The sequence below is a fragment of the Romboutsia sp. D33t1_170424_H2 genome (genome assembly GCF_015669105.1).
GTDB classification, from domain to species: Bacteria; Bacillota; Clostridia; order Peptostreptococcales; family Peptostreptococcaceae; genus Romboutsia_C; species Romboutsia_C hominis.
Genome location: NZ_JADOZQ010000009.1, coordinates 56,613 through 74,156, shown reverse-complemented (window position 1 = coordinate 74,156; position 17,544 = coordinate 56,613). Strand labels below are relative to the sequence as shown.

The 17,544-nt window shown below is 29.0% G+C and carries 17 protein-coding genes; 11 read left to right on the top strand and 6 right to left on the bottom strand.

Annotated features, from left to right (window positions below; all coding sequences use genetic code 11):
* Positions 1 to 34: 34 nt before the first annotated feature.
* Positions 35 to 1,948 carry a ribosomal protection-like ABC-F family protein gene (abc-f, locus tag I4U66_RS10835; RefSeq protein ID WP_195928875.1) on the bottom strand — a complete coding sequence of 638 codons (1,914 nt, stop codon included), beginning with the start codon at positions 1,946 to 1,948 and terminating at the stop codon, positions 35 to 37.
* Between the two features lie 119 nt (positions 1,949 to 2,067).
* On the opposite strand from abc-f, the gene I4U66_RS10830 reads away from it, so the two are divergent.
* Positions 2,068 to 2,706, top strand: a complete 639-nt coding sequence (locus I4U66_RS10830; RefSeq protein WP_092921948.1) for a redox-sensing transcriptional repressor Rex — start codon at positions 2,068 to 2,070, stop codon at positions 2,704 to 2,706.
* Positions 2,707 to 2,753: 47 nt separating this feature from the next.
* Here I4U66_RS10830 and I4U66_RS10825 read toward each other — a convergent pair whose 3' ends face one another.
* Positions 2,754 to 2,924 (bottom strand): DUF362 domain-containing protein, encoded by a 171-nt coding sequence (locus tag I4U66_RS10825; protein WP_092921951.1) that lies wholly within the window; start codon positions 2,922 to 2,924, stop codon positions 2,754 to 2,756.
* Between the two features lie 393 nt (positions 2,925 to 3,317).
* Between I4U66_RS10825 and cooS the strand changes: the two genes are divergently transcribed.
* From cooS to I4U66_RS10800, 5 genes are all read left to right on the top strand, one after another.
* Positions 3,318 to 5,219 carry an anaerobic carbon-monoxide dehydrogenase catalytic subunit gene (gene cooS, locus I4U66_RS10820; protein ID WP_195928873.1) on the top strand — a complete coding sequence of 634 codons (1,902 nt, stop codon included), beginning with the start codon at positions 3,318 to 3,320 and terminating at the stop codon, positions 5,217 to 5,219.
* Complete coding sequence (locus tag I4U66_RS10815; protein ID WP_195928871.1) at positions 5,212 to 5,664, top strand: 4Fe-4S dicluster domain-containing protein; 453 nt, start codon at positions 5,212 to 5,214, stop codon at positions 5,662 to 5,664. The genes cooS and I4U66_RS10815 overlap by 8 nt, the downstream gene beginning before the upstream one ends.
* Positions 5,658 to 6,923, top strand: coding sequence for an NAD(P)/FAD-dependent oxidoreductase (locus I4U66_RS10810; protein WP_207743628.1), 1,266 nt, complete (start codon positions 5,658 to 5,660; stop codon positions 6,921 to 6,923). Before I4U66_RS10815 ends, I4U66_RS10810 begins: the two co-directional genes overlap by 7 nt.
* Positions 6,924 to 7,040: 117 nt before the next feature.
* Entirely contained in the window at positions 7,041 to 7,850 is an 810-nt protein-coding gene (locus I4U66_RS10805) for an ATP-binding protein (RefSeq protein WP_195928869.1), read from the top strand.
* A 396-nt stretch (positions 7,851 to 8,246) separates the two neighbouring features.
* The gene (locus tag I4U66_RS10800; RefSeq protein WP_195928866.1) at positions 8,247 to 9,452 is read left to right on the top strand and encodes an NlpC/P60 family protein; all 1,206 of its coding nucleotides are present in this window, start codon (positions 8,247 to 8,249) and stop codon (positions 9,450 to 9,452) included.
* Between the two features lie 63 nt (positions 9,453 to 9,515).
* Here I4U66_RS10800 and I4U66_RS10795 read toward each other — a convergent pair whose 3' ends face one another.
* Positions 9,516 to 10,025: a ferritin gene (locus tag I4U66_RS10795; protein ID WP_092921965.1), complete on the bottom strand. Its 510-nt coding sequence runs from the start codon at positions 10,023 to 10,025 to the stop codon at positions 9,516 to 9,518.
* Positions 10,026 to 10,441: 416 nt separating this feature from the next.
* Here I4U66_RS10795 and pyrB point away from each other — a divergent pair, with 416 nt between their 5' ends.
* Genes pyrB through pyrE form a run of 4 tightly spaced genes read left to right on the top strand, consistent with a single transcriptional unit; the run spans position 10,442 to position 13,675 of the window.
* Positions 10,442 to 11,413: an aspartate carbamoyltransferase gene (gene pyrB, locus I4U66_RS10790; RefSeq protein WP_195581656.1), complete on the top strand. Its 972-nt coding sequence runs from the start codon at positions 10,442 to 10,444 to the stop codon at positions 11,411 to 11,413.
* 30 nt (positions 11,414 to 11,443) lie between these two features.
* A complete protein-coding gene (locus I4U66_RS10785; protein ID WP_092921971.1) occupies positions 11,444 to 12,136 on the top strand; it encodes a dihydroorotate dehydrogenase electron transfer subunit in 693 nt (230 codons plus the stop codon).
* On the top strand, positions 12,129 to 13,031 hold the full coding sequence (locus tag I4U66_RS10780) for a dihydroorotate dehydrogenase (RefSeq protein ID WP_195581657.1): 903 nt from the start codon (positions 12,129 to 12,131) through the stop codon (positions 13,029 to 13,031). The genes I4U66_RS10785 and I4U66_RS10780 overlap by 8 nt, the downstream gene beginning before the upstream one ends.
* Positions 13,032 to 13,090: 59 nt before the next feature.
* The gene (gene pyrE / locus I4U66_RS10775; protein ID WP_195928864.1) at positions 13,091 to 13,675 is read left to right on the top strand and encodes an orotate phosphoribosyltransferase; all 585 of its coding nucleotides are present in this window, start codon (positions 13,091 to 13,093) and stop codon (positions 13,673 to 13,675) included.
* A 379-nt stretch (positions 13,676 to 14,054) separates the two neighbouring features.
* On the opposite strand, the gene I4U66_RS10770 is transcribed toward pyrE, so the two are convergent.
* On the bottom strand, positions 14,055 to 14,948 hold the full coding sequence (locus I4U66_RS10770; RefSeq protein ID WP_166506091.1) for a LysR family transcriptional regulator: 894 nt from the start codon (positions 14,946 to 14,948) through the stop codon (positions 14,055 to 14,057).
* 180 nt (positions 14,949 to 15,128) lie between these two features.
* Between I4U66_RS10770 and I4U66_RS10765 the strand changes: the two genes are divergently transcribed.
* Positions 15,129 to 16,181, top strand: a complete 1,053-nt coding sequence (locus tag I4U66_RS10765; protein WP_166506090.1) for a YeiH family protein — start codon at positions 15,129 to 15,131, stop codon at positions 16,179 to 16,181.
* Between the two features lie 82 nt (positions 16,182 to 16,263).
* Here I4U66_RS10765 and I4U66_RS14850 read toward each other — a convergent pair whose 3' ends face one another.
* A complete protein-coding gene (locus I4U66_RS14850; protein WP_271957229.1) occupies positions 16,264 to 16,647 on the bottom strand; it encodes a cation:proton antiporter domain-containing protein in 384 nt (127 codons plus the stop codon).
* Positions 16,626 to 17,522, bottom strand: a complete 897-nt coding sequence (locus tag I4U66_RS10760) for a cation:proton antiporter (protein WP_271957228.1) — start codon at positions 17,520 to 17,522, stop codon at positions 16,626 to 16,628. The genes I4U66_RS14850 and I4U66_RS10760 overlap by 22 nt, the downstream gene beginning before the upstream one ends.
* Between the last annotated feature and the right edge of the window lie 22 nt (positions 17,523 to 17,544).

The window sequence follows — 17,544 nt, the reverse complement described above, 5'->3', positions numbered from 1 at the left end:
TTATCCACATAAAAAAGAAGCCTATAAATGGCTTCTACATAAATAATTCCCACTCTTCATATAAAGTAGATAACTTATCTTCAAGAGATGATTTTTTTTGACTAACGTCTTTTGATTTATCAGGATTAGAATAGACCTCCTCTTGACATAGTAATACGTCCAGCTCTTCTATTTCAGATTCAGTTTCTTCTATTTCTTTTTCTATATTTTGTCTTTTAACTCTGTTTTTCTTTTCTATTTCTCTTTGTTCTCTCTCTTTACGTTTTTCATCTTTTAGTTGTGTTTTAGTTTTCTCTACAACCTCAACATTAGTACTCATTTCTTGAACTTGTTTTTTCTTTTCTAAATAGTAGTCATAATTACCAAGGTATTCAGTTATACCAGTTTCATCTAAAACTAATATTTTATCTACCACAGTATTTAGGAAATATCTATCATGAGATATTGTAAACACTGTACCTGTGTACCCACATAAAGCTTCTTCAAGAACTTCTTTAGAATCTATATCTAAGTGGTTAGTAGGCTCATCAAGAAGAAGAAGATTGGCTTTTGAAAGAATTAATTTGAGTATAGCAACTCTAGCCCTTTCTCCACCACTTAATGTTGAAATCTTTTTAAATACATCTTCACCTTCAAATAAAAAGGCTCCAAGCATACTTCTAAGAGTAGTTTGAGTTAAATTAGTGTTATCATTCCAAATTTCATCTATAATAGTATTTTCTAAATTAAGAGTTTTTTGCTCCTGGTGGAAATAAGATACATTAACATTAGTACCAAACTTAACATCTCCAGAAAGAGGAGTTAACTCATTCATAATTATTTTAAACAGAGTAGATTTACCAATACCATTAGCACCTATAAGAGCTACCTTTTCTCCTCTATATATATCAAGGTTTATATCTTTAAATAATATTTTTTCACCATATCCCATAGAGATATCTCTTAGTTGAAGAACATCATTACCACTAGTAACAGATGGATTAAATTCTATTCTAGCTCTTTTTCTTTCGCCATCAGGCTTATCTAATACATCGACTTTAGCAAGCATTTTTTCTTTACTTCTAGCTCTTTTTACATGCTTTTCTCTACCATATGCTTTTAATCTTTCTATAGATTCTTCTTGCTTCTTTATTTCCTTTTGTTGATCTTCATACTTTTTTTGTTCTATTTCTTTTTCTACAATAGAAGCTTTTACGAAGTCAGAGTAATTTCCGTTGTAAGATTTTAATCTCTTATTATGTATTTCAAATACTCTATTAACAACTTGATCTAGGAAATATCTATCATGTGATATTAAAATTACCGTGCCTTTATATTGCTTTAGGAAAACTTCAAGCCATTCTATTGCTTCTGCATCTAGGTGGTTAGTAGGTTCGTCTAGTAAAAGTAGAGTAGGTTTTCTAAGAAGTAGTTTACCTAGAAGCACTCTAGTTTTTTCACCTCCAGAAAGCACATCGATAGGCTTGTTCATATCGTCATCGCTAAACCCTAATCCTTTTAAAACACCTTTTGCCTCAGATTTATATCCATAACCATTCATATCAGAAAACTTTTCTAATTTGTGAGAGTATTCATCCATTATTTTTTCAAGTTTATTTGAGTTAGGATTTGCACTTTCTTCAGCTATTTTAACCTCTAAGTTTCTTAAGTAGTTTTCCATTTCTATTAAATCTTTAAATACTTCTAAAACTTCTTCTAAAATAGTGTTGTTGGAATGGAAATTGGTATGCTGTTCTAAGTATCCTATTTCACAGTCTTTAGATGTATATATATCTCCACTATCATAACCATATATTCCAGAGATAACTTTAAATAGAGTAGTTTTACCCGTACCATTTACACCAACTATCCCTATTTTATCACCTTCATTAACAGTAAAACTTACATTTTCTAATATAGAATCTATTCCAAAACTTTTATTTAAGTTATTACACGACAAAACGATCATAAATTTATACCTCCTTGAACTACCTAAAATTATAATGTTTTGATATAATATAATCAAGGATATTAAACTATGTTTTAAAAATATAGATAATTATGTCATATTTACAGGAGGTGAAAGAAATGGGTTCTAAGAATATATCGATGGCAGTCATAAGAAGATTACCGAAATATCATAGATACTTAGGAGAGTTATTAGATAAGGATATACATAGAATATCCTCTAAGGAATTAAGTGAGATTATCGGTTTTACAGCATCTCAAATAAGACAAGATTTAAATAATTTTGGTGGTTTTGGCCAACAAGGTTATGGATATAATGTAGAAGCACTTCATAATGAAATCGGAAAAATTTTGGGGCTAGATAGAAAGTATAATGCAATACTAATAGGGGCAGGAAACTTAGGTCAAGCAATAGCTAACTATTCTGGATTTAGAAAAGCTGGATTTGAAGTTAAAGCATTATTTGATGCAAATCCAAAAATGATAGGGTTAAAAATAAGAGACTTTGAAGTACTAGATTCAGAGGAGATAGAGAAATATGTTGAGGAACATAATATAGATATTGCTATACTATGTATACCAAAGAACGGAGCGCAAGACACAGTCAATAGATTAGTTAGTGTTGGTATAAAAGGCATATGGAACTTCGCACCTATAGATTTAGAAGTACCAAAAGATGTTATAGTTGAAAACGTAAATTTAACAGAAAGCTTATTCACTCTATCATACTTAATGAAAGAAAGTGAAGAAGAATTATAAAAATAAAAAACTACCATACATATGTATGGTAGTTTTTATATATTAGATTACTCTGGTTGAGGAGCATCAACTGGACATACTCCAGCACAAGCACCACATTCAACACAAGTATCTGCATCTATAACGTATTTGTCATCTCCTGCAGATATACATTCAACTGGACATTCAGCAGCACAAGCACCACAGCTTATGCAAGCATCATTTATCATGTAAGCCATCACAAAATCCTCCCTTGATTTTTTTATTATGTATTCAGTAATATTATAACAAAAAAATTCCAACATAACAAAGAAAAAAATTTTACAAGAATATTAATAAAACGACAGATTAATATAAAATAAAATGGGTATAGACTAACAAAAAATAATATTTAATTATATAATGAACAGATTAATCATTATAAAAAATAAATATATATAAAAAAAGTTTTATAATTAAGACAAGAAAAATTTAAAAAAATATGTTTAAGATTAAAATTTTTATGGTAAATATTGAATATAAAATTATAGTTAAAAAAAAATCAATCAAGTCATCAAGGTCAAATCAATTCAATTCTAACTAAATTTTCATCCAAATTAAAATCTAATAAATAATATTAAGGGGGAAATATTATGTCTTGTAATACTTGTAGAATGTGTGAAAGTGCTGATAAGAGGTTAGAAAGCTTTATAGCTTCAAAGGATGTAGAAACATCATTCCATAGAACAGAAGATCAAAAAATTAAATGTGGATTTGGGCTTCAAGGAGTGTGTTGTAGACTATGTTCAAATGGTCCATGTAGAATAACACCAAAATCACCAAGAGGTATATGTGGAGCAGATGCAGATACCATAGTAGCTAGAAACTTTTTAAGAGCAGTTGCATCAGGTTCCGCTTGTTATTTACATGTAGTAGAAACTACAGCTAGAAATATAAAGGATTTAGGAGAGAAAAAAGGGAATATAAAGGGATTAAATGCACTAAATAATTTAGCTGAAATGTTTGGAATAGAATCTAAAGATAATCATCAAAAATGTATAGATATAGCCAATAAGGTGTTAAATGACTTATATAAGCCAAGATACGAGAAAATGGAATTAGTTGAAAAGGTAGCATATGGACCAAGAGTAGATAAATGGAAAGAGCTAGGAATAATGCCAGGTGGAGCTAAGTCAGAAGTCTTTGATGCAATAGTAAAATCATCGACAAACTTAAATAGTGATCCAATAGATATGTTAGTTAATTGCTTAAATTTAGGTATATCAACAGGATTATATGGTCTTACATTAACTAATCTTTTAAATGATGTTATGTTAGGAGAGCCAGTTATAAGAATGGCCCCAGTAGGATTTAATGTTATAGATAAAGATTATATAAATATAATGATAACAGGACATCAACATTCAGTATTCTCTCATTTCCAAGATAGATTAAAAGACAGCGACGTAGTAGAATTAGCAAAATCAGTAGGAGCTAAAGGATTTAAATTAGTTGGATGTACTTGTGTAGGTCAAGATTTACAGCTAAGAGGAGAACATTACCAAGAGGTATTTGTGGGTCATGCAGGAAATAACTTCACTAGTGAGGCTGTACTTTCAACAGGTGCTATAGATATGGTACTATCAGAATTTAACTGTACAATACCAGGGCTTGAGCCAATAGCAGATAAATATAAAGTTAAGATGGTTTGCTTAGATGATGTAGCTAAGAAATCAAACGCAGAGTATATACCATTTGATAGAGAGAATATAGAATCTATAAGCGAAAGTCTAATAAATAAAGCATTAGAAGCATATAAAGAAAGAAGAAATGTAGTAGAAATAGATATACCAAGTGACCATGGATACGAAAAATCTTTAACAGGAGTAAGTGAAAAGAACTTAAAAGCATTCTTAGGAGATTCATGGAAACCATTAATAAACTTAATTGCAGAAGGAAAAATTAAAGGTATAGCTGCTGTAGTTGGATGTTCAAACATGACTGCTGGTGGACACGATATAAATACAGTTGAATTAACTAAAGAATTAATTAAGAGAGATATAATAGTTCTTTCTGCTGGATGTTCAACAGGAGGGCTTGAAAATGTAGGGCTTATGTCTCCAGGGGCAGAAGAATTAGCAGGGGATAACTTAAAAGAAGTTTGTAAGTCTTTAGGAATACCACCAGTACTAAACTTTGGACCATGTTTAGCAATAGGAAGATTAGAAATAGTTGCTACAGAAATAGCAGCAGAATTAGGTATAGATTTACCTCAATTACCACTTGTACTATCAGCTCCACAATGGCTAGAGGAGCAAGCATTAGCTGATGGGGCATTTGGTTTAGCACTAGGATTACCACTTCACTTAGCATTACCACCATTTATAACAGGAGGAAAACTAGTAACAGAAGTGCTTACAGAAAAATTAAAAGATTTAACAGGAGGCCACGTTATAGTTAATCCAGACCCAAAATCGTCAGCAGAGCAATTAGAAGAAATAATAATTGATAGAAGACAAAAACTTGGGTTAAAGGAAGTGGAATCTTATGCATAGAATTATAATTAATAAAGAATTATGTACTGGATGTAAAAGTTGTGTTTTAGCTTGTATGTTAAAGCATAGTGAAAATAGCAACATGTATACACTTAATCTAAATGATATAGATAATGATAGTAGAGGGCATATAGAATTAGATAAAGATAATAAACCAGTGCCAATTATATGCAGACATTGTGATGAGCCAGAATGTGTTTTAACTTGTATGAGTGGAGCAATGGTTAAAGATGAAAAAACAGGAATAGTTTCTTATGATGAAAAGAAATGTGGTTCATGTTATATGTGTATAATGTCTTGTCCTTACGGGGTTTTAAAAGTAGACGATAAAACAAAGCAAGTTGTATTAAAGTGTGACTTATGTATAAATGAAGAAAATCCTAAGTGTGTAGCAAATTGTCCAACTGGAGCACTAGAGCTACAGAAGGGAGAATCATTATGTTAGATAAAATATTAAACATATTTAGAAGTAAAAAAAGTATTGATTATGTTATATTAGGTGCAAGTGCAGCAGGGATAAGTGCAGCTAAAACATTAAGGGAATTGGATAAAGAAGGTAGTATAGTAATAGTATCGAAGGATGATAAAACATACTCACGTTGTATGTTGCATCATGTTATATCTAACCATAGGACTGTAGAGGAAATAAACTTTGTAGATGAAGAATTTATGAAAGAAAATAATATTATATGGGTAAAAGGAACAAGTGTTAAATCTTTAGACACAAATTCTAAAAAGGTAATATTAGAAAATCAAGCTATAGAATATAATAAACTTCTAATAGCTACTGGTGCATCTGCATTTATACCGCCAATAAAGAATTTAAGAGAAGCAAACAATGTATACCCATTAAGAAATATAGAAGATGCATATAATATAAAAGATAAAGTTAAAAAAATAAATAAAGTAGCCATTATAGGTGCTGGATTAGTTGGAATAGATGCTCTTGTTGGGTTGTTAGAGTACAAAAATATTGAAGTATCTTTAGTAAACACAGGTCAATTTATACTTAATAAACAATTAGATAAGTATAGTGCATCAATATATGAAAATGAGTTTGTAAAAAAAGGAGCAAAATTATATCAAGGTGTATCTATAAAAGAAATCGTAGTAAAGGACAATAATGATGTAGTAGGTATATCATTAGAAGATGGTAATTTAGTTGAGTGTGAAATGATTGTTGTGGCTACAGGAGTTAGACCAAATGCAGATTTTATAAAAAACACTAACATATCTTATGATAAAGGAATAGTTATAAATGACAAATGTGAAACTACGCAAAAAGATGTATATGCGGCAGGAGATGTAGTAGGAAAAAATGCTATATGGCCAATAGCTGTAAAGCAAGGTTTAGTCTCAGCTTATAATATGTACGGAAAAGAAAGATTAATAGATGATAGTTTTACAGCAAAAAATAGTATGAACTTTATGGGAATAGCGACAGTATCCCTTGGAATAATAGAACCTATAGATGAATCATACAAGGTTGCAGTTAGAAAGGATAATAATTATAAGAAGTTTATATATAAAGATAATGTTATATATGGAGCTATTGCCCAAGGTGATATATCTTATATAGGAACTATAACTTATTTAATTAAAAATAAGGTAGAAATAGAAAACTTAGAAAATAGAATATTTGATATAGGTTATGCAGATTTCTTAAATCTCAAGGAAAATGGAGAATTCTGTTATAATATATAATAAATAAGGCTATAGATCAATCTATAGCCTTATTTATTATATATTATAGTTATCCTAAAAATATAAATAATAATAATTTATATAGAATAAAAATTTATGGTACATAGAGGTGTTTTTATGAGAATTTATGCGCTTATTGGTCCAAGTGGTACAGGTAAGAGTTATAGAGCTTTAGAATTGGCATATGATAAAGATATAGATTATATAATAGATGATGGTCTTCTTATACATAAAAATAAGATATTAGCTGGAGTGTCCGCGAAACAAGCAAAAACAACTATGGAGGCCGTAAAAAGAGCTATATTTAATGATGAATTACATAGACAATCGGTTAAAGCAAAGATAAAAAACGAAAAAGTAGAGAATTTATTAATACTAGGAACATCAAAAAAAATGATAGATAAAATAGTAAAAAGATTGGAAATAGGAACAGACTATAAATCAATAGATATAAGAGATATAAGTAGTGATAGGGAGATAGAAATAGCAAGAGAGTCTAGAAGAAGGGGTAATCATATAATACCCGTACCAAGTGTTGAAATAAAACAAATAGTTACTGGATTAAGTATAAACTCTATAAAAAAATTATTTAGAAAAAAAGATAAGGATTGTAAACTAATAGAAAAAACTATTATTAGACCAACATTTAGCTATATGGGAAAATTTTATATAAGTCCGAATGTTATAAATCAAATTATAAGATATGAGTTGAGGCAAATAAATGAAATAGAAAAAATCAATAAAGTAGAGGTATTTAATGCAAATAATAACATAAAGATATTTTTAAATGTGAATATCAAAAGCCCAACAATTTTTAATAAAATTGAAGAAATACAAAAAAATTTAAAAAATAATATAGAAAAAGTAACAATGATGAATGTATATAAAATAGACATTTACATAAATAAATTAAGGAAGGATTTTTGAAGTTAAGTATAAATTTACATAAAAAAATACCTGTTAGTATAAAAATTCTACAGGAAAATATGACGAAAATTGTAAAAAACTTTACATAAAACCATTATTAGGATATAATAAAGGTTACAAATGTATATTAAGTGATACATTGGATAAAATAATAAATTTAATTAAAATATTTTTATACAAGATTTGTAAAGTTTTAAATAATTCTCAAAATAATTCAAAATAATTCAAAATAAATAATTCTTAATAAAATAATACTACATAGTTAGTAACAATAGATTACAAAAAAGTTACAAGTTTTACAAAAATTATAAAATCTTGTGTATTAGTATTTTATCCGTATAAGTTTCACGTAAAAAGTAACCATAAATTATGGTCAGTTTTTGGAGGAGAAATATTATGAAAAGGAAAATATTAGTACCAATGTTTGCATCAGTTGTAGCATTATCAATGAACTCAGTTGCTAATGCAGATGAAAAAGCAAACGTAGAGCAAAAAGAAGATAAACAAAATACTTTAAAGTTAGATGAATTTAAAGATGTTTCATATAAAGTTGCAACTGTTAAAGATGGAGTAGCTGTAAAGATAAGAGAACAAGGTGAAGTTAAAAAAGTAGCTTACACTGGAGATGAATTTAAAGTTTTAGGTATTCAAGGTGAATGGGTAAAAATATCTGACAATGGCGAAGAAGGTTGGTTACCAAAAAGATTTGTAGATATAAAAGAAGCTCATGGATACACTACTGAAAATAAAGTTAACTTTAGAAAAGAAGCAAATACAGACTCTGATATAATAGATGAGTTAGATTTAGGAAGTTCACTTAAAGTTTTAGAAGACAAGGGTGAATGGGTGAAAGTTAAAAAAGGTGAAGATGAAGGATATGTTAAGGCATCTTATATTTCTGATCAAGCCCCAGTTATAGAAGAACAAGTTGCTCAAGATAAGCAAAATTTAAACGATGCAGCTGTTGACACTAACGTAAGCAATAACGATACAGACAATAGAGATGTAAACAATAATACAAATAATTCTTCAAGCACTAGTATGAATACTAACTCAAATAGCAACAAAAATAATTCTTTAAACACTGATAAGAATGCTAACTCAAACAGTAGTACAGATAGTGAATTAAATACAATAAAAAAACCTAGTTCAAATGAAAACAATATACAAGCTGACAAGATAACTCAAGAAAAAAATGATTCTTACAATCCACCAGCAAGTAATACATCAGCTGCTCAAGCTGTAGTTAATTTAGCTTATGCTAAGTTAGGGTCACCATATGTTTGGGGTGCAGAAGGTCCAAATAGCTTTGACTGTTCAGGTCTTACATCTTATGTATATAGAAATGCAGCAGGAGTATCATTACCAAGATCGTCAAGTGCTCAAGCTGGATACGGACAAACTGTAAGTAGATCTAATCTTAAACCAGGTGATTTAGTATTCTTCTCAACTAATGGGACTGGAAATGTAAGTCATGTTGGAATATATGTAGGTGGAGGAACAATGATTCACTCGCCTAAGCCAGGTAAAAGTGTTGAAACAGCGAATATAAACTCATCTTACTATTCATCAACATTTGTTACAGCAAAAAGAGTTTTATAAATAGATTTTGATAAAAAATATTACTGGAATTAATAATTCCAGTAATATTTTTTTACTTAGATTTTAAGCATTAGTAGGAGGTGTGAAAACTCTAGTTGATAGCTCTTCATCTAGCATATATAAAGCAGCTGTATTTCCTTCACATCTTCTAACTTTTTTAAGAAGAGAATTAAAAGTATTTTCTTCTTCAACTTGTTCATCTATAAACCACTTAAGGAAACTTATAGTAGCATGTTCTCTTTCTTCGTTAGCAGTATCTGCAAGTTCATAGAATCTACTAGTTACAACTTGCTCATGGTTGTATCCTCTTTGGAAGGCATCTAATATATTCTCATAATCATTTTCTGGTTTAGCTATTTCTTCTAATTTAACCATACCGTTTTTTTGGAATATGTAATCATATAGCTTCATTGCGTGGAATAACTCTTCTTGAGCCTGAACTCTAAAGAAGTTAGCAAAACCACTTAGGTCAATAGATTCTGCATATGCTGCCATACCTAAGTAAGTATAAGAAGAGTAGAATTCAAAATTAACTTGTTCATTAAGTTGAGAAAATAATTTTTCGCTTATCATATAAAATCTCCTTTCTAATTTATATCTAATTAAAAGTTTAGCATAACGATTGATTTATATAAACAAAATTTTCCATATACTTAAATACATCTGTTGAAGTCTAACTAATAAATATCTTTATTAAGAAATCTAATACCAATTTATTTTAAGTAAAATAAACTAAAAATATAACATAAGAAAAATTAATTAAATTATACTTTAGGAACTGATCAGTTTAATTTATTTTTAAAGTAATCATCATTACAATTACTTTAAAAATAAATTAATACTTAAAACTAGGAAATAGTGTCATTATATTTGTTGAAACAATAATTATGGAACATATTGACATAAATATTAAAAGGTGCTAGAATTCAATCAGAAATAAAAATGCTTTTAAATTCAGTCCAGAGAGGCTGACAAGGAGGAAAAATAAAATGTTATTAAAAGGAAGAAATTTAGTCCAACCAGAAGACTTTTCAATACAAGAAATAGACGAGATACTATCTTTATCTCAAAATATAATAAACAATCCAGCAAAATATTCACGTGTGTGTGAGGGGAAATTACTCGCAACTTTATTTTATGAACCATCAACAAGAACAAGATTAAGCTTTGAATCTGCCATGCATAGACTAGGCGGAAGTGTAGTAGGTTTTTCAGAGCCAAATTCATCATCTGTATCAAAAGGAGAATCTCTAGGAGATACAATAAGGACAGTATCATGTTATGCAGATGTGATAGCTATGAGACATCCAATAGCAGGTTCAGCTAATGAGGCAGTAAAGTATGCGGAAGTACCATTTATAAATGCTGGAGATGGGGGAAATCAACATCCAACTCAAACACTTACAGATCTATTAACAATAAAATCTCTTAAAGGAAGTTTAGAAAATCACACTATAGGATTATGTGGAGACTTAAAAAATGGAAGAACAGTACACTCTTTAGTAAAAGCAATGGCTAGATACAAGGGAACTAAGTTTGTATTCATTTCTCCAGATGAATTAAAGATGCCACAATATATAAAAGAAGAAATACAAAATCAAGGTCATGCTTACTATGAAACTAATAACTTAGATGAAGTTATTGGAGGATTAGATATACTTTATATGACAAGAGTTCAAAGGGAAAGATTTGAAAATCAAGAAGAGTATGATAAGCTAAAAGACTACTATATACTAAATAAAGCTAAAATGGTGAATGCATCAAAGGATATGCTAGTAATGCATCCATTACCAAGAGTAAATGAAATAAATATTAATGTAGATGATGATGAAAGAGCTGTATATTTTAAACAAGCAAAGTACGGAATGTTTGTAAGAATGGCTCTAATAATGAAATTACTAGGGATAAAAAATAATGTAGATGTATTAGAAAGAGAATTAGAGTTAGTACAAAATCTTTAATTAGCATATGACAAATGAGGGGAGAATCACATGTATAAAGTTATTGAAAATAGATATGTAGGCGAAGATATGTACCTTATGAAGGTAGAAGGCAAATTTGAAGGTAAAATGGGGCAGTTTTATATGTTAAGGGCATGGGATAAATACCCATTACTTTCAAGACCTATAAGCATTCATGATATAGATGAAGAAGGAATAACATTCTTATACAAAGTTGTAGGGGAAGGAACGGAAATATTAAGCAAATTAGAAGTAAATGATACTATAAAGCTAGAAGGGCCATACGGAAAAGGATATGAAAAAGTAGAAGGTAGAATAGCTTTAGTAGGTGGAGGGATTGGAGTAGCACCATTATATTTAGTAGCTAAGAACCTAGATAACTGCGATGCATATTTAGGATTTAGAAATGAAGCTATACTAAAAGAGAAGTATGAAGAAGTTTGTAATGATGTTTATATAGCAACAGGAAATACATTTGTAACAGATATATTAAATGTAAATAAATACGATTACATATTAACTTGTGGTCCAACACCGATGATGGAAAAACTAGTTAAAATGACAGAAGGTACGAGTACTAAAATAATGGTATCATTAGAAAATCATATGGCTTGTGGGGTTGGTGCATGTTTAGTATGTACTTGTAAAACTCAATTTGGAAATAAAAAAACATGTAAAGATGGGCCAGTATTCTGGGGAGAGGACGTGATATTTAATGGCTAATCTAAGAGTGAAATTCGGTAAAATTGATTTTAAAAATCCTGTTGTAATGGCATCTGGAACATTTGGGTTCGGAAAAGAGTATAACGAAATTTATGATATACAAAAGCTTGGAGGAGTAAGTAGTAAAGGACTTACTTTAGAAAAGAGAGATGGCAACACTGGTATGAGAGTATGGGAAACACCATCTGGAATGATGAATAGCGTTGGATTAGAAAATCCAGGAGTTCAAGGATTTATAGATAATGAATTACAGTTCTTTAAAGAATTAGATTTAGTAAGAATAGCTAATGTTGGTGGTGGAACATTAGAAGATTATATAAAAGGTGTTGAATTATTAAATAATCAACCAATAGATATGATAGAGCTAAATATATCTTGTCCAAATGTTAAAGCTGGAGGAATGGCTTTTGGAATAAAAAACGAAGTGGCAAGAGAAGTTGTAAGAGAAGTAAGAAGTATAACTGACTTACCTTTAGTAATAAAATTATCACCAAATGCAGAAGACATAGTAGGAATGGCAAAGGTATGTGAAGAAGAAGGTGCTGATGGAGTATCTTTAGTAAATACATTCAAAGCATTAGCAATAGATATATACAAAAGAAAGCCCGTATTTGACAATGTATATGCAGGATTATCAGGACCAGCAATAAAGCCAATAGCACTAAGAATGGTTCATGAGGTAAGCAAAAATGTCGATATTCCGGTAATGGGAATGGGAGGAATAACAAGCGCTAAAGATGCCATAGAATTTATAATGGCAGGCTCTACATGTATACAAGTTGGAACAGCAAACTTTATAAATCCTAAAATAGGGCTTGAGATAATAGATGGAATAGAAAAGTTTATGGAAGCTGAAGGAATAAAGACTTTAGATGAAATAAGAGGAATATTATAAAGGTACAATTAAATTAAAAGGGAATTATTAAATAAACATAAATTTTGGAGGGCATAAATATGAGTAAAGTAGATGTAGTAGAAATATTAAAGAAAAGTGAAGCATTATTAGAAGGACATTTTTTATTATCATCAGGAAAGCATAGCAATAGATACGTTCAGTGTGCAAAAGTATTAAGATATCCACAATATGCTGAAGAGGTATTAAGTACAGTTGTTGAGCAAATAAAAGATTTAGATATAGATTTAGTAGTTGGGCCTGCTATGGGGGGAGTAATAGTTTCTTATGAATTAGGAAGACAATTAAATAAAGAAACAGTATTCACTGAAAGAAAAGACGGAGTAATGGAATTAAGAAGAGGATTTGAAGTTAAGCCAGGTGCTAAAATAATAATAGCTGAAGATGTTGTAACAACTGGTAAATCTACAATTGAAACTAAAGAAGCTTTAGAAAAGTTAGGTGGGGAAGTTATAGGTGTTGCTTGTATAGCAAACAGAACTAGTCATGATATAGGAATGCCAATATATAGCGCTATAAAATTAGATATACAAGTTCATGATGTAGATGAGTGCCCCTTATGCAAAGAAGGAAATATAGAGTTAGTTAAGCCAGGAAGTAGAGAATTTAAAGAAATAGGAATGTAATATAAACAAAAAGACTAGAGATTAATCTCTAGTCTTTTTATAAAATATTGATATAAGAGTTATCTCAACCAACAAAATTATAAACATAATATAAGATTTATTATCTTCGAATAAATGATATTGCCAATTACTTCTTAAAAATTCATCTATAAAATATAACAAAAATATAGGTGCGAAAAATGAAATGATTATAGAAAATATAACTATGCCTATAACTATGAATATTTTATTTGAATTTTGAATCTATCCACAATTTGACCACCCTTAATAAATTTTAATCAATAGTAGTATACTATGGACCACTTGTAGTAATTTGTCATTTAATGATGTATTTAAATTTTTTTTAGGTATAATATTATGTTTAAAACTACTAAATATACTATTTATTTATATTAGATACATACTCTTTCAACTCATCAATAAATACTTGAGTTACGTTAGACGTAGTTATATTTCTTGGTAAAATTAAAGAAAAACATCTATAGTAAGATTCACCTATATCTATTACTGATATTTCATTATTTTTAACAGCAGGGCTTGTAACAAGGTCAGATATAATAGTTATTCCTATACCATTTCTAACAGCTTCTTTTACTGCATAGTTACTACCAAAAGTAATTATATTTTTAGGAATGATTTTATTATTATTTAAAAACATATCCATAAACTCTCTAGTACCAGAACCCTCTTCACGAGCAATCCAGCTTTGATCTTTTAGCTTATCAAAAGAAAAATTACTAGAATTAAGTTCATATTCAAAAGGTGTAGCTAAAACCATTTTATCTTTTAGGAAATAATCTTGATTAAAATCAGGATATATAGAAGTACCCTCGATTAAGCCTATATCAAAATTAAGATCTTTTAGGTGATTGCATATAACAGTAGTATTTTCTATGAATACTTCAACTATTACATCAGGGTATTTCTTTGAAAAACTAGCTAAAAATTGAGGAAGAAGATATTCTCCTATAGTTAAACTAGCACCAATTTTTATATGTCCTTTAAAAGAATTTGAAGTATCTCGAACATCCATATATGTAAGGTCTACCAAATTTAAAATTTCCTTAGCTCTTTTATACAATATATATCCACTTTCAGTTATAAAAATATGTTTTTGTTTTATAGATCTATTTATAAGAACTACACCAAAGTAACTTTCTAAATTTTTTATATGAGTGCTTACACTAGGTTGGGATAAATTTAGGTATTCACCAGCTTTAGTAAAGTTTTTTAATTCTACGACTGAAATAAAAGTCTTTAATTCTTCTAGCAATTTAAATCCTCCAATTCTAAAAAATGTATAGTTTAACTTCATTTGTCTTAATAATTATTATATCATAAATAGCTATTAATAAAATTAATGATTATTATTTTTATTATTTATTTTACTTATGAATAGGATAGATGTATACTAAAAACATAGACGAGGACGAAAAGAAAGAAGGTATTATAAATGGATATTTCAAAAGGAGAAGTAAAGAATAATAAAAAATTTCAATATATAAAAGAAGTAAAAGAAATATTACCAGGTTTAGTTGTATCAGTATTAATAGGTTTAGCAAGTATGTTAATTGCTAAGGCAGTTCCAAAAATTGGAGCAGCAACTATATCTATATTTTTAGGTATGTTAGTAGGTAACTTATTCTTAAATCAAAAAGTATTTCATAAAGGATATAAATTCTCAGAAACTGATTTACTATCGTATTCTATAGTATTATTAGGAGCAACTTTAAGTATATCAACTCTAATGGAATTAGGATTCAATGGTATATTATTTATAGTAATTCAAATGGCTATAACTATAATAGGAGCTTTATATATAGGAAAAAAATTAGGATTTGGAGAAAATTTTAGATATCTAATGGCAGCAGGTAATGCGGTATGTGGATCATCTGCTATAGCAGCTACAGCTCCAGTCATTGAAGCTGATGATAAGGATAAAGGTATAGCTATAACAATAGTAAATGTTACAGGAATATTTTTAATGTTTTTACTTCCATTAATATCAGATTGGTTATACAATCTTGAACTTGTAAAAACATCAGCTATAATAGGTGGTACATTACAATCAGTAGGGCAAGTTGTTGCAAGTGGTGCTATGGTAAGTGAGCATGTAAAAGATTTAGCTACTATATTTAAAATAGTAAGAGTTATACTTTTAGTAGTTGTAGTATTCACTTTTGGTCATTTAAAAAATAAATCAAATACTGAAATAGTAGAAGAAGAGATACAAGATACTAAAAAGGGCAAAATAAAGGTTCCTTGGTATGTATTAGGATTCTTTATAACATGTGCTTTATTTTCTACAAGCATTATATCTCCAGAGGTATCTCATATTTGTAAACTGTTAAGCAATAAATTAGAAATAATAGCATTAGCAGCTATTGGATTAAGAGTAAATATAAAAGATTTAGTAAAACAAGGTAAGGCAGTATCTTTATATGGATTATTTGTAGGTACTTTACAAGTAATTACTGCAGTTATTTTAATAGGAATATTATTATAAAAGTGTGTTCATATGAACACTCTTTTATAATGTGAACATCAATTGTTTATTAAGTAAAGCAAGTTTAGTCACTCAAATAATACTATAAGTTAGGAGATTTATTATTAGAAGTATCTTCCAATAAGTCGAGTTTTTTAGCTAGAAGTTTAGTTGTACTACCTTGAACTATTAAAGTAACTAGGATAGCCATAAATGTGATAGAAGAGATTATTTCGTAACCAGGGATTTTCATAGTAGAAATTATACCGCAAAGTGCAGCAGGTATAACTCCGGTTTCTCTCACCCACATCATAAATAACAATTCTTTTTTTGTCCAAATTGCTTTTCTGTCTGGGAGAGCACATATTAGAATACAGATTGGTCTTATTATAAAAATAAATGCTAAAACAACCAATAATGATGGTAGGAAATATTTTGATAATACAACTAATTCAACTTGACTACCTAAAATAATGAATATAGCCATACGACATAAAGTTCCGAGGGTTTCAGCAACATAAAAATCGGCATCGTATGATTTTTGAGATAGCCAAATTTTGAAATTTTTTTATTACCCGTAATTATTCCAACTATAAAGCAAGCCATATATCCACTTCCACCAAATTTAGTTGCAATTTCATAAGCTATAATAACTGAAAGGATAGATATTATTGGAGCAAAGTCCTTAAAAACACCATAAGGTTTATCATTGACTAGTTTTAAAAGTACAATACCAGTAATACAACCAACTAAAGAACCTACAATAATCATTATGGATAAATCCCATATATTTTGTGTCAAAGAAAACTTACCAGAAAGTAAAATGGTAACAATTGCAGAAGTCAAAATAGCCCCTGTAGCATCATTAAATGCCGATTCACTTATAACTGTTTGTGACACCTTATCTTTAACTTTAATTTTATTAAAAATAGGTACTAATGTAGCAGGGTCAGTAGATGAAATTATTGAACCTATGAGTAGAGCCGTAATAAAAGGAATTTGAAAGTTAAATTTTACAAATTGACTTACTAAAATAGATGAAATAATAACACCTAATGTAGAAAGTAAAAAAACAGTTATTTTTACATTTTTTAATATTTTTAAATTAATCTCTTTTCCACCTAAATAAAGTATGAAGGCAGAACCGAAAGTAAGGATAAGTTGCTTTTCTAGTTCAAAATAACTAAGATCTATCATTTCAAGAAAATAAGGTCCTAGTAAAATACCTGCTAGTAAAAATAAAACAACATCAGGGATTTTTAATGATTCACTTAATTTACTGCAGACAATACCGGTCATAGCAATAATTGAAAAAGTTATAAGTAAGTTATTACTTGCTATAATTTGAATAGAATCTTCCATTTAAAACACCTCACCTTTTAAA

What these genes read in the sequence shown, in the direction of transcription:
- I4U66_RS14850 (WP_271957229.1), bottom strand. Translation starts at nt 16,647, where the DNA reads ATGGCTATATTCATTATTTTAGGTAGTCAAGTTGAATTAGTTGTATTA.
- I4U66_RS10825 (WP_092921951.1), bottom strand. Translation starts at nt 2,924, where the DNA reads ATGGCTTACATGATAAATGATGCTTGCATAAGCTGTGGTGCTTGTGCT.
- pyrB (WP_195581656.1), top strand. Translation starts at nt 10,442, where the DNA reads ATGTTATTAAAAGGAAGAAATTTAGTCCAACCAGAAGACTTTTCAATA.
- I4U66_RS10795 (WP_092921965.1), bottom strand. Translation starts at nt 10,025, where the DNA reads ATGATAAGCGAAAAATTATTTTCTCAACTTAATGAACAAGTTAATTTT.
- I4U66_RS10800 (WP_195928866.1), top strand. Translation starts at nt 8,247, where the DNA reads ATGAAAAGGAAAATATTAGTACCAATGTTTGCATCAGTTGTAGCATTA.
- I4U66_RS10815 (WP_195928871.1), top strand. Translation starts at nt 5,212, where the DNA reads ATGCATAGAATTATAATTAATAAAGAATTATGTACTGGATGTAAAAGT.
- abc-f (WP_195928875.1), bottom strand. Translation starts at nt 1,948, where the DNA reads ATGATCGTTTTGTCGTGTAATAACTTAAATAAAAGTTTTGGAATAGAT.
- cooS (WP_195928873.1), top strand. Translation starts at nt 3,318, where the DNA reads ATGTCTTGTAATACTTGTAGAATGTGTGAAAGTGCTGATAAGAGGTTA.
- I4U66_RS10765 (WP_166506090.1), top strand. Translation starts at nt 15,129, where the DNA reads ATGGATATTTCAAAAGGAGAAGTAAAGAATAATAAAAAATTTCAATAT.
- I4U66_RS10810 (WP_207743628.1), top strand. Translation starts at nt 5,658, where the DNA reads ATGTTAGATAAAATATTAAACATATTTAGAAGTAAAAAAAGTATTGAT.
- I4U66_RS10785 (WP_092921971.1), top strand. Translation starts at nt 11,444, where the DNA reads ATGTATAAAGTTATTGAAAATAGATATGTAGGCGAAGATATGTACCTT.
- pyrE (WP_195928864.1), top strand. Translation starts at nt 13,091, where the DNA reads ATGAGTAAAGTAGATGTAGTAGAAATATTAAAGAAAAGTGAAGCATTA.
- I4U66_RS10830 (WP_092921948.1), top strand. Translation starts at nt 2,068, where the DNA reads ATGGGTTCTAAGAATATATCGATGGCAGTCATAAGAAGATTACCGAAA.
- I4U66_RS10760 (WP_271957228.1), bottom strand. Translation starts at nt 17,522, where the DNA reads ATGGAAGATTCTATTCAAATTATAGCAAGTAATAACTTACTTATAACT.
- I4U66_RS10780 (WP_195581657.1), top strand. Translation starts at nt 12,129, where the DNA reads ATGGCTAATCTAAGAGTGAAATTCGGTAAAATTGATTTTAAAAATCCT.
- I4U66_RS10805 (WP_195928869.1), top strand. Translation starts at nt 7,041, where the DNA reads ATGAGAATTTATGCGCTTATTGGTCCAAGTGGTACAGGTAAGAGTTAT.